The sequence below is a fragment of the Bacteroides sp. ET489 genome (assembly GCF_030518095.1).
Lineage (GTDB): Bacteria > Bacteroidota > Bacteroidia > Bacteroidales > Bacteroidaceae > Bacteroides > Bacteroides ndongoniae.
On sequence record NZ_JAULLJ010000014.1, the window covers coordinates 40,668 to 53,407 of the forward strand.

Here is a 12,740-nt window from a genome sequence, read left to right on the forward strand (position 1 = left end):
GGTTGTATTTTTAATCGGACGGCAACAATACGACTCCCTGTTTCCTCTTTCCATCCATTTTAGCAATAACCGGCTGACTGAAACGTACGTGCCTCAGGTATTGCGTTTCGTATACGGCAGGCTGTGCGTTCAGAAAGTCCTGATTATAGACGCCGTCGTTCATAAAGGCGTTGATGGTGAAGTAGCCCACACCGAACGAGGTCAGGTTCTGGAAGAAGTGCGTACCCTGACTGGGATCTACACGGTAATTGGTCAGTCCGGCTTCCACAATGATGCGGGCTGCGCTGATGTGCGGCCACTTCACGGGGATGCCGAGCCAGGAATCGCTGCTTCCCCAGCGTCCCGGTCCGATAAGGATGTAGTTCTTCTGTTCGTTCAGGAATTGTTGGTTCAGCTTTTCTATCTCGCGTGCTATTTCAGGATTGTGCGAGGCGCTGTAGTGATCTGTTTTGACGTAGACCACATCGTACAGTTCGTTCATGATGCCATGTCCCAGCGAGTTGTTCGAGCGTAACAATAGTTGGTCGTCAGGGATGGCGGCCAAGTCTTCGTCGAGCATCTCCTTGCTGTCTACAATGGGGCGTATCTGTAGCAGGTAGAAGGTACCTGTCTTATCCTTTTCGCGGCTCATGGTAGCGGCAAACTCTATTTCGACGGGACGGCGCATTTCTTCCTGGCCGTATTTCAAAGCCAGTTGCAGGATGCGTGCCAGTGGGAAAACGTCGTGTTGCAGGATGTTGGCAAAGGTGATGACTTTTCGTCCACCCGGATACAGCCCGTCGCGTATGATCTGGTCATACGGATCGTAGGTTGAAGCGATGTAGTTCAGTGCACCGTCTTTCTCGGCCTCCTTGACGTGCAGTTTCAGCAGGTTGAAGCCGTCGTCAATGGAGAAGTTGTGTCCGGCGTTGCTCAGGTCGAGGGCATAGAACCGAGTCTGTGTCTCGCGCAGGGCAATCTCCATTTCACTGGTCTGCAGCACCTGGTTGGGGTGATAGGGCGAGAAGCGTAGGGTTAATCCTCCGTCCACGATGTACTTGCCTAATCCGAGAGCCAGGTTTACGATGCCTTCTTCAGCCTTCTCGTCGCCGATGGGGTAGTAGTTCAGCGAGCGGGCTACACCCGACATCGAAGGATAGTATCGTTCGGCATATTGGTTACCCACAACTTCTTGCAGGATGACAGCCATTTTTTCCTGGTCGATGACGTTGCTTGTGGCCTGCATGTAGGCCTTGGAGTCGCGGAAGTAGACCGACGCATATACGCCCTTGATGGCATCGCTGAGCATACGCAGCATTTCGTACTTATCGTCCAGGTAGGGAATCATGTACGTATTGTAGATGCCGGCAAAGGGCTGGTAGTGTGAGTCTTCGAGCAACGAGGACGAGCGGATGGCAATGGGCGACTTCACCACGTCGAAGAAGGTGAAGAAGTCCTCTACCAGTCGGTCGGGCAGTTTGGCTTTCAGGAAGTAGCGCAGTATGGTGGCATCGTCTGTATCCGACAGGGCTACCTGATACAGATTATTGGTCTCCATAAATTCGTCGAAGACGTCGGTACACAGAACGACAGTCTTGGGAATGGCTACTCGTGCATTGTCAAACTCTTCAAATTCGGGATGCCGTTTCACCAGGTTGTCGATGAAAGCCAATCCACGACCTTTGCCTCCTAACGAGCCGTCGCCGATGCGGGCAAAGTTGGAGTAGCGGTCGAAGCGGTCGCGCTTGAAGATGGCTACCACACCCTGGTTTTTCATCTTGCGGTATTTTACAATGGCCTCGAAGATGATTTTGCGGTGAGCGTCCACGTCCTGCAAACTGTTCCAGGTGATGGGTTTCAGGAACTCGGCAATGGGGAACATGGCACGCGAATAGAGCCAACGGCTGATGTGGTTGCGGCTGATGTGGTAAAGAAACGATTCAGCAGGTACGGCAAAGATGATGTTTTGCAGTTCTTTCAGGTTCTTTACGCGGGCAATTTCTTCGTGTGTGTCGGGATTGCGGAAGATGAAGTCGCCGAAACCGAAGTTCTCCGATACGATGCGGCGCAGGTCCACATCCATCTTTTTGGAGTTCTTGTCGATGAAAGCTGCACCGTATTTGGCTGCATACGAAACGTTCTCCGATTCGGACGATTGGATGATGAGTGGCACAAACGGATCTTCCTTGCGGATGGCGGCGCAAAGCTTGATACCGGCCAGCCCGTCTTTTTCGCCACGCTCTACGCGAGGGAAACGGACATCGGTAATGACACCCAATATGTTGTTTTTGTATTTTTCGTAAATGTGAATAGCTTCTTCGTAAGTACGTGCCAGCACTATTTTGGGTCGTCCACGCATGCGCAGGGTACGTTGGTGGGCATTCAGGGCTTCGGTCGAGAATTCCTGACTCTGCTTCAGCACGAATTTATAGAGATTAGGCAGTATGGACGAATAGAAGCGGATGCCGTCTTCTACCAGCAGAATGGTCTGGACGCCTACCTCGTTGACGTCATGCTCCAGGTTCATTTTGTCTTCTATCAGCTTGATGATGGATACCAGCAAGTCGGTATTTCCCAGCCAGCAGAAAATGTATTCGAACGGGCTGAGGTCTTCGTTGGCTATGCGTTTGGTGATGCCGTGACTGAAGGGGGTCAGTATCACCATCGGGATGTTGGGATATTGCCCTTTGATATTACGTGCCACGTCGAAACCTTCGTTGTCGCCTGTTCCCGGCATGCTGATAATGAGGTCGTAGGTTATGGATGACAGTTGCTTCAGGGCTTCTTCGCACGTACTGACCTGTGTGAAGCGCGGCGGATAGCGCAACGAGAGCGAGGTGTATTCATTGAATATCTTTTCGTCGATGCGCCCGTCATCTTCCAACATGAAAGCGTCGTAAGGATTGGCTATCAGCAGAACGTTGAAGATACGTCTGGTCATCAGGTTGGCAAACTGTGTGTCCTTGAAGTACAGCTGGTTTAGTTTGAACTTGCTGAGCATGTCTGTTTTTGCAATTTAATAGATTAGTCCGTCAAAATTCGTGCTTTTTCTTGGGATATGCAAGGAGGCGGTAATAAAAAATGGAGTTTACTGGCGATGTTCCGGACATTGAACACTTCCGAAACGTTTGGGGATGGGAACTGTGAACGAATGTTGTGGTAAGGTCATTTCCCGTATTGTGTATTTCAACCTGCATTTTGGGCGTTTCAACGGTGAGGTGGAGAATGTAGATTGTATAAGCACTAACTTTGTAATCATTATAAATTTAGTGTCGCTTATTTTATGTTTACAAAAATCGTACATTTTTCAATCAGAAAGAAGCTGTTTGTGGCGCTGACCACGCTGCTTTTGCTGGCGGCTGGCATATATTCCATGCTGACGCTGCCCATTGATGCCGTGCCCGATATTACCAACAATCAGGTGCAGATTGTTACTGTGTCGCCTACACTGGCTCCGCAGGAAGTGGAACAGCTTATCACTTTCCCTATCGAAATAGCCATGAGCAACGTCATGAACGTAGAGGAAATACGGTCGGTATCCCGCTTCGGGCTGTCGGTTGTAACGGTTGTTTTCAAGGAAGATGTTCCTACGCTGGACGCCAGGCAACTGGTTAACGAACAAATTCAGATGGTGGCGGGTGAAATTCCGTCGGAACTAGGAACTCCCGAACTGATGCCTATCACGACGGGTTTGGGCGAAATATATCAGTATGTGCTTAAGGTAGCTCCGGGGTATGAAAACCGTTATGATGCCATGGAGTTGCGCACCATTCAGGACTGGATTGTGAAAAGACAATTGTCGGGTATTCCCGGTATTGTAGAAATCAATAGTTTCGGTGGTTATCTGAAGCAATATGAAGTAGCGGTAGATCCTGATGCCTTATATTCGCTCAACATTACTATCGGCGAGGTATTCGAAGCCTTGAGCCGCAACAACCAGAATACGGGTGGCAGTTATATAGAAAAGGTAAACCGTGCCTATTATATCCGTTCGGAAGGTATGATCAACGATTTGCATGATGTGGAGCAGATTGTTGTGACCAATCGTGGCGGTATACCAGTACACATCGGAGACATTGGTAAAGTACAGTTCGGCGCTCCCAAACGCTTTGGAGCCATGACGAAAGATGGCGAAGGAGAGTGTGTGGGCGGTATTGCCATGATGCTGAAAGGTGCCAATTCCAATGTCGTGACCAAGGAACTGGAGAAGCGGGTGGAGAAAGTCCAGAAGATGTTGCCCGAAGGAGTGAGTGTGGAACCTTATCTGAACCGTTCGGAGCTGGTGAAACGTAATATCTCTACCGTAATACGTAACCTGGTGGAAGGTGCCATCATTGTGTTTCTGGTACTGATTATCTTCTTAGGCAATATGCGTGCCGGCCTGATTGTGGCATCGGTCATTCCACTAGCGATGCTTTTCGCTTTTATTCTGATGCGTATATTTAATGTCTCGGCCAACCTTATGAGTCTTGGTGCGATAGACTTCGGTATCGTGGTAGACGGTTCCATTGTTATTCTGGAAGGAATTCTGGCCCATCTTTACGGGCGGGAACTGAAAGGACGTACGCTGACTTCTCAGGAGATGGATCAGGAAGTAGAAAAAGGAGCAGGCCGTGTGGTGAGAAGTGCTACGTTTGCCGTACTTATCATTCTGATCGTGTTCTTCCCTATCTTGACTTTGACCGGTATCGAAGGCAAATACTTCACGCCGATGGCCAAGACACTGGTGTTCTGCATTATCGGTGCTCTTCTTCTTTCTATAACTTATGTTCCGATGATGGCATCCCTCTTCCTGAAACGTACCATGACGGTGAAGCCTACACTGGCCGACCGTTTCTTCGACTGGCTGAATAAAATCTATCAGCGTGTGCTTCGTTTCAGTCTGGCTCATGTGTGGGGCACTATTGCTGCTTCTTTTGTAGCCCTGTTGCTTTCGTTGCTGCTTTTCACAAAGTTGGGAGCCGAATTTATCCCGACCCTTGACGAAGGCGACTTTGCCATGCAGATGACGCTGCCTGCTGGTAGTTCGCTGAGCCGTAGCATTGAAGTTTCGCTCGAAGCAGAAAAACGTCTCAAAGAACGCTTTCCCGAAATCAAGCATGTTGTAGCCAAGATCGGTACGGCCGAAGTTCCGACCGACCCGATGGCGGTGGAAGATGCCGATGTGATGATTGTTATGAAACCTTTTGCCGAATGGACTTCCGCGTCGAGCCGTGCAGAGATGGTAGAGAAGATGAAACAGTGTCTGGACTCTATTGACGGAGCCGAATTTAACTTCAGTCAGCCTATCCAGCTTCGTTTTAACGAGCTGATGACAGGTGCCAAGGCCGATATTGCCATCAAACTTTATGGAGAAGACATGGCCGAATTGTATGCAAAGGCTCAGGAAGCAGCCCGCTACGTGGAACAGGTTCCAGGAGCAGCCGACGTATTGGTGGAACAGGCCATGGGACTTCCACAGTTGCTTGTCCACTACGACCGCGCAAAAATAGCCCGTTATGGTATCGACATCGAAGAACTGAATACTGTTATCCGTACTGCTTATGCAGGCGAGACGGCAGGAGTGGTATTCGAGAACGAGCGCAGGTTCGACCTCGTTGTTCGTCTGGACAAGGAAAAGGTGAGTGATTTGAACATCGACAAACTGTTTGTCCGTACTAAGGATAACATTCAGTTGCCGGTTAGTGAAGTAGCCAGTATCGAACTGGTGAACGGACCTCTCCAGATTAATCGTGACGCTACCAAACGCCGGGTTGTCATTGGTGTGAATGTGCGCAATGCCGACATTCAGCAAGTAGTCAGCCAAATCAGCGACGCGCTCGAAAAGAACGTGAAACTTAAGCCCGGTTATTATTTCGAATACGGCGGTCAGTTTGAAAATCTGCAGAACGCTATCAGCACTCTGACGGTGGTTATCCCTATTGCTTTGCTGCTCATCCTGCTGTTGCTGTTCTTCGCGTTCCGCAGCGTCATCTATTCGCTGGTTGTATTCTCCACCGTTCCGCTTTCACTGATTGGAGGTATCGTAGCCTTGTGGCTGCGCGGCTTGCCTTTCAGTATCTCGGCCGGTGTCGGTTTCATTGCCCTTTTTGGTGTGGCCGTATTGAACGGAATTCTGATGATCAATCATTTCAACGACATACGCAAACAAACTAAATATCATATGTGTACCGATCGTATCATATCTTTAGGGTGTCCGCATTTGCTGCGCCCAGTCTTCCTGACCGGTTTGGTAGCTTCGTTGGGCTTTGTGCCGATGGCTATCGCTACTTCGGCCGGTGCCGAAGTACAGCGTCCGCTGGCTACAGTTGTGATAGGCGGACTGATTGTGTCTACCATACTGACGCTGATCATTATTCCTGTATTCTACCGCCTGGTGGGCAGTATCGCTGCCAGACGCATACGCAGGAAGAATCGTCTTGCTTTTCGTCGGATGATGCTTGGCATCGCCATGCTGGTCATCAGTGTGCCTGCCGTACAAGCGCAGCAGCCGGTGACCTTGGAGCAGGCTGTTGAAATAGCCTTGCGCAATCATCCGCGTCTGAAGATGGCCGAGTCGGAGATTGAACGTGCCCGTGCTTCGAAAGGCGAAGCCTGGGATGGTGGCAATACTTCTTTCAGTTATTCGTGGGGACAGTTGAATGGTACCGACCGCCACGATAACGAACTGGCTATTGAGCAGTCACTTGGCTCTCTGCTGACTCCTTTCTACAAGAATGCATTGTCCAACACGCAGATAAACAAAGGAAAAAGCTATCGGGACATGGTGAAGAAAGAAATCACTGCAGAAGTAAAGCGGGCATGGGCGTACTACCAGTATGCTTTCAACCTTAACGCTTTGTACAATGGACAGAAAGAACTGGCTGAACAGTTGCGGAACAGTGGTGAACAGCGTTACCTTCAGGGAGACATTGATCTGGCCGAACGTAACATGATAACAGCACTGGCAGCCGACCTGAATACACGATGGATGGAAACAGCCGGAGACCTGACACTGGCCGAACGCCGGTTTGTATGGACTTGTTATAGCGATCGGCCTTTGGTCCCTGCCGATACGACCCTGTCGGTTATGCAGATGCCGACAGAGGGTCGTATCCTGTCAACCCGTCATCTGGATTATTTCAATGCTCAGCTGCAAGAGAAAAAAGACTTGTTGAAAATTGAACGAAGCCGTTTCTTTCCTGAGTTTTCCATTGGTTATGTCCGTCAGAAGATAGCTCCGCTTACCGGACTTAATTCGTGGATGGTAGGGGCTTCTTTCCCCATTCTCTTTTTCCCTCAGCGGAGCCGTGCCAGACAGGCGCGCATCGCTATGCAGGCAGCCGGCTGGGAGGCAGAGGCCAATCGGCAGCAACTGTCCAATAAAGTAAGCGAACTGCAAAGCCTGCTTGCCCGTCAGCGCGAACGTCTGACTTATTATCAGCAGGCAGCTATCAAGGAAGCTGAAGCTTTACAGCAAAGTGCAACCCAAAAGTTTCAGGAGAATGAAACCGATATCAGCGAATTCATTCAAAGCCTGAATACTGTCCGCGAAATCAAGCGTGGGTATATTGAAACGGTCTATGCCTACAACGTTACCTTATTAGAATTGGAACTTTACACTGAATAAGACAGTGGTTCCTGAGTCCAAGAATTTATCACTAAAAACGAACATTAGAAAAAATGAATAAGATGAACCTGATGAAACAACGAATGATTTACCTGATGCTTGCTTTGCTGGCAGCATCGTGTTCAAATCCCTCTGCCCAGCAGACTGAATCGGCAAACGCTACAGAGATGGCAGAGCAAGCCGGTTCGGACACCACACAGACTCCCGAAGTAGACGGCATAAGCGGTGCTACCAACGTGGCCAATCCGCCGTCGTTCAACGGTGTTATTGTCATGCCTCCGCAGAGTCATGTGACTGTTACGCTGAGCATGGGCGGTTCGGTACACGACATCCGTGTCCTGCCGGGTGAATATGTACGGAAGGGAGAAATCCTGCTGACTTTGGCCAATCCGGACTTTATCGAGCTTCAGCAATCCTATCTCGATGCTGCTGCCCAGACCGAATATCTGAAGAAGGAATACGAGCGTCAGCAGAAACTTGTTTCCGGCGAATCGGCTTCGTTGAAACGTATGCAGCAAAGCAAGGCCGACTATCTGTCCATGAAAAGCCGTATGGAGGCTGCTGCCGCCCAACTGGCCTTGCTGGGTACAGATACTGTAGCAGTGACTCGCGACGGTATTCGCACCTATCTGGAAGTACGTGCTCCGCGCAACGGCTACGTAACCAACATGAATGTCAATGCAGGCAAGTATTTTGCTGCCGGCGAACCAGTCTGTGATGTGATTGACAAGAGCAACCCCATGTTGCAGCTTACGGCTTACGAAAAAGACCTGGACAAACTGTTGCCCGGCAGTCGCTTTTCGTTCAAGGTCAATGGCATGCAGGATACAACGTTCACAGCCGAACTTGTTTCGGTAGATCAGATGGTGGACAACGTCAACCGTTCCATTAAAGTCTATGCGCGTATCACGCAGACTAATTCCGATTTCCGGCCGGGAATGTATGTGGCGGCCAGAATTATGGATAAAAAACACTAACTTTGCCGCATGAAGTTATTGCGCATCCATAAGAAGTTTCTGCTGATGTTGAATGCCATTTCCGTTATCGTGGCGTTCCTCATGCACTTGCCCGAACTGATAGCGTTGTCCGATCCTGTATCGGGCAGCCATCTGTTCCCGGATATTCATTGGCTCAATGTCTGTTACGAAATACTGTTTACTTATTTCTCCATACTGTTGTTGTTTTTCATCAATGTCAGAATCATGATGTCCGGCAGCTTGGCTACAGCATTGAGTTGGAAAAGAGTAGTGGTGAGTTTTGTGGTCACACTGGTTGTATGCAACCTGTTGGGAAAAGGCTTTGTTTATGCTCACCAGCACTTCGGCATACCGGCCATCACTGCCATGCTCCATCATTACCTGCATCCGTTGAGGGACATCCTGATAGCCTGCATTGTGACGGGCACTTGCTATCTGGATTATCAGAACCGGCGTAGCCGCAAGATGCTGCTCGAAAACGAGCAGTTGCGTACGGAAAATCTTGTCAACCAATACGAATCTTTGAAAAGCCAGCTGAATCCGCATATGCTTTTCAACTCGCTCAATACGTTGTATTCGCTGATACGGGAATCGCCGGACAAGGCTCAGAATTATCTTCAGGAACTGTCGAGGGTCATGCGCTATACGTTGCACGACAATCTGTCGCATACTGTCACTCTGAATGAAGAGATGGTTTTTGTACGTTCGTACATATATCTTTTGCAGATGCGCTACGAGGACAATCTGCACTTCGATATAGATATCCCGCAGGAGCTGTTGCAGCGGGAGGTACCGCCAATGGCAGTACAGATGCTGGTGGAAAATGCGGTGAAGCATAATGAAATCAGCCGGCGGAATCCGTTAACGATCAGCATCCGGGCGAATGGTAATGAACTGTATGTCACGAATCGTATACAGCCCAAACTGTCAAGCAGTAGCAGTACATGCATCGGACTGGCCAATCTGTCCAAACGTTATCGGCTGCTTTTCGGGAAAGACATTACCATCGAAGAAAGCAACAACGACTTTAAAGTAACCTTGCCACTGATATGAGGACACTGATTATAGAAGACGAAAAGGCTGCCCTTCGCAACCTGAAAGCAGCCATGCAAGAGGTGGATACCGATTTCGATATTGTAGGCGAGACGGATAGTGTGACCGATACACTGGAGTGGTTTGCCAGCCACTCCATGCCCGAACTGGTATTTATGGATATCCACCTGGCAGACGGGTCGGCTTTCGGCATCTTCGAGCAGGTTGACATCACCTGTCCCATCATCTTTACCACCGCTTACGATGAATATGCTTTGCAGGCTTTTCGCGTGAATAGCATTGCTTATTTGCTGAAACCCATCAGCAGTGCCGACCTGCAAATGGCCATCGACAAGCTGAAGCTGCTCGGAGGTGCGAAAGCGGAGAGTACGAAGACCGATTTTCAGGCTGTCATGCACGCCCTGAAGCGGGAAGAAGGATATAAAACTCACTTTCTGGTTCCTGTGAAAGGCGACCGTTTCGTGCCGGTCAGTGTAGACCAGATCTCTTATTTCTACATCAGCGATGGAGTGGTTAAGGCAGTTCTCCAGTCTTCCGAGACTTTTATTTTCCGACAGACGCTCGATGAATTGGCCGAGTTGCTGAATCCCCGTCAGTTCTTCCGGGCCAACCGTCAGTATATCATTGCCCACAAAGCCGTCGTAGGCGTCAGTCTGTGGTTTGGCGGGCGGATGGTTCTTCAGCTTACGCCTCCTACCGACGAAAAAGTCATCATCAGCAAAGCACGTGTGCCGGCTTTCAGGGTATGGTTTTGATGGTTATGCATGTAGAGGTATGGAAGTTGTTTGTAGGTGTTTTTTTGAACTTATTTTAATATATTGAAAACTGCATTTAAAGTTCTGTCATAATTAGTTATATAGTCATTGGCATAGATGGGAATAATTTTGTCGGGCACAATGCCTTGGGCGTGGTGTTGTTCTCCATCCATGCAGTGCATACGCATACCGGTCATAGCGAACGGGAACAGAGGTAGATCGAATTGTGTCATATCGCCTGTGGTTCCTGCTGTTGTTTGTCCAATAATTGTGCCTAATCCGTAGTGACGGACTATCATCAGAATGGTTTCGCCCCAACTGACGGTTCCTGCATCACACAAAAAGACTGCCGGCAAATTAACATGAGGTAATTTGGCTTGAAGAGTTTCTGTATTGACACGCCACGATAATTTTTGTTGGAAGGGGAAACTGTTAATCGGAACTTCCGTTGCTGGAGCTTTCACGTTGGAAGAGATTAAATGTGCTAAAATATCTTCGAATCGGTACGAAGGTAGTCCTCGTAAATCGAAACAAAGTTTTTTTATATCAGGAGTTAGTGCTGATAAAAAGCGTTTCTCGTTCAGCTTGTGTGAAGTGGCGTCAATGTACAGGAACCCATTGTCGTATTTCCGGATAGGCTGGTTTTCATGTTTGGATACAGGTAAATCAGGGTATCGAGTATAAAGTGTATCTTTATGCATTTGTTCCGCAAGGCCACTACTTTCGATAACAAACGGAGTATCGTATACGGAGGATGAAAATAGTTTGTCAACAGCTATTTTGTTTCGATGTGCTTCTGTTGCAGCATTTGTCATTTCCTTGCAACTTTGTAAACGTATGGAAGCGGGCTTACCGTTAATAGTGTGGAGCATACGCCAAGTTTGTTTGCCACCGATTTCTGTACGTATGAGTAACGTGTCATTTACACACCTTGTTTCAACGTCTGCAAAGTATTCGGGTAGATAGGTTGCTTTGATATTAGAAATATTCATGTCTCTGCGTACGAAAAGATGTCCGTCTTTTATTGGATTGAGAAAACGGTTAATTGTATCGTACCATTCAAGAAGTGATTCAAAAGAATCTATTTCTCCTATTTGAATGGCTTTTTGCAGATAGATTTTTAATTGATGATCCCAATCAAGATTGTCCTCTTCGTAATAAGGGTAGAAGTGGCGGACTATATTCCAACGGACAGCTAAATCAGCTATTCTAACTGCTTTGTCTGACAGTAGTCCGAAAATAAATCGGCGATTTGAGGATAACATCTTGTCGTTACTTTGATGATGTTTCCAATAATTTTTAGCCTCGGTAAGCAGCCGATGCGTAGTCTTGCTATCAAACATTTCTTTGGGTAGTGCATGCTGGATATTTAGATATTTTTCATTGCCTACTGCGTAGTTATAATATCGGTTGGGCACTGGCGCGGTTACAGAGTCTTGGAGGTTGAGAACGGTAGAGAGTCTTTTGTAATAAGGAATATAATTGGCAAGCCCGGGCATCTGCAATTTAGCGAGAAAAGGTACCTTCAATTCCCCTGATCCACTGTAATAATAGAATTGGGCAGAAGTAGTCGATTTTGTGGTGTCTTTCTTTGATAAAATGGGTGCGGTTGAGAAGTATAAAGTGGGAGCAAGCGGTTGGAATACCGTCTCAAGTGGTTGCGTCTCTATCCTATGTGCAAGTAACGCACACACTTTCATCCAATCGCTTTCTGACCAGTCTTTAGTGTATGGGTTGGGAGAAAAGTAGCGGATGACGCCGTATGTGTGGGCAAATTCAACGTAATGAGATATATTTATCGCTTGTGAATAGCTCGTATATGTGCAAAAACAGATAAACAGCAGAATAATTCTGACTACAGCCAGATTCATATTTTTCATACTTAATTTATTATTGGATTTATGCTAAGACAAAAGTAATCTATTTTTTTGTTTCAAGGCCGTTTTTACATTCTTATTCAATAAAAATTCCCCTATCATTTTATCTCAAACCTTATTCTCCGAAAGTCCCTCTTTACGCCTCCCAAGTCCCTCTTTACGTTGCTAAAGTCCATAGTTGTGAGGGCTATTATGCAAGTGTAGCTCGTGAGTCGTACAAGTGTTACTCGTGAGCCGTGCAAGTGTTGCTCGCGAGCCATACAAGTGTCGTTCGTGAGCCGTGCAAGTGGTTTACAAGACTTGTTTGGGAGACTGGTGAAACATCGTGATTTCACCGCTTTTTCTGTTGTAAACAAAGTTTTCTGTGTGAAGTTTCACCGCATCTCGCTGATAATCAATGAATTGCTGTGAAGGGTGAAAGACGGATGACTTCGTTTCCTGTTTTTTTGTGTTTTCCTGTGCTTTCCTGCCTATTCTTTTATACTTAAGG

The 12,740-nt window shown here is 47.8% G+C and carries 6 protein-coding genes; 4 read left to right on the forward strand and 2 right to left on the reverse strand.

The window, feature by feature from the left end; translation table 11 throughout:
* Positions 1-10 precede the first annotated feature (10 nt).
* On the reverse strand, positions 11-2,980 hold the full coding sequence (locus Q3C19_RS09645; RefSeq protein WP_071148817.1) for a PEP/pyruvate-binding domain-containing protein: 2,970 nt from the start codon (positions 2,978-2,980) through the stop codon (positions 11-13).
* Positions 2,981-3,262: 282 nt separating this feature from the next.
* Between Q3C19_RS09645 and Q3C19_RS09650 the strand changes: the two genes are divergently transcribed.
* Genes Q3C19_RS09650 through Q3C19_RS09665 form a run of 4 tightly spaced genes read left to right on the forward strand, consistent with a single transcriptional unit; the run spans position 3,263 to position 10,373 of the window.
* Positions 3,263-7,588, forward strand: coding sequence for a CusA/CzcA family heavy metal efflux RND transporter (locus Q3C19_RS09650; RefSeq protein WP_302728971.1), 4,326 nt, complete (start codon positions 3,263-3,265; stop codon positions 7,586-7,588).
* A gap of 53 nt (positions 7,589-7,641) precedes the next feature.
* Positions 7,642-8,565, forward strand: coding sequence for an efflux RND transporter periplasmic adaptor subunit (locus Q3C19_RS09655; RefSeq protein ID WP_235817049.1), 924 nt, complete (start codon positions 7,642-7,644; stop codon positions 8,563-8,565).
* Positions 8,566-8,574: 9 nt separating this feature from the next.
* Positions 8,575-9,618: a sensor histidine kinase gene (locus tag Q3C19_RS09660; RefSeq protein ID WP_071148819.1), complete on the forward strand. Its 1,044-nt coding sequence runs from the start codon at positions 8,575-8,577 to the stop codon at positions 9,616-9,618.
* Complete coding sequence (locus tag Q3C19_RS09665; RefSeq protein ID WP_071148820.1) at positions 9,615-10,373, forward strand: LytTR family DNA-binding domain-containing protein; 759 nt, start codon at positions 9,615-9,617, stop codon at positions 10,371-10,373. The genes Q3C19_RS09660 and Q3C19_RS09665 overlap by 4 nt, the downstream gene beginning before the upstream one ends.
* 50 nt (positions 10,374-10,423) lie before the next feature.
* On the opposite strand, the gene Q3C19_RS09670 is transcribed toward Q3C19_RS09665, so the two are convergent.
* Entirely contained in the window at positions 10,424-12,253 is a 1,830-nt protein-coding gene (locus Q3C19_RS09670) for a S41 family peptidase (RefSeq protein WP_277122618.1), read from the reverse strand.
* Positions 12,254-12,740: the final 487 nt, after the last annotated feature.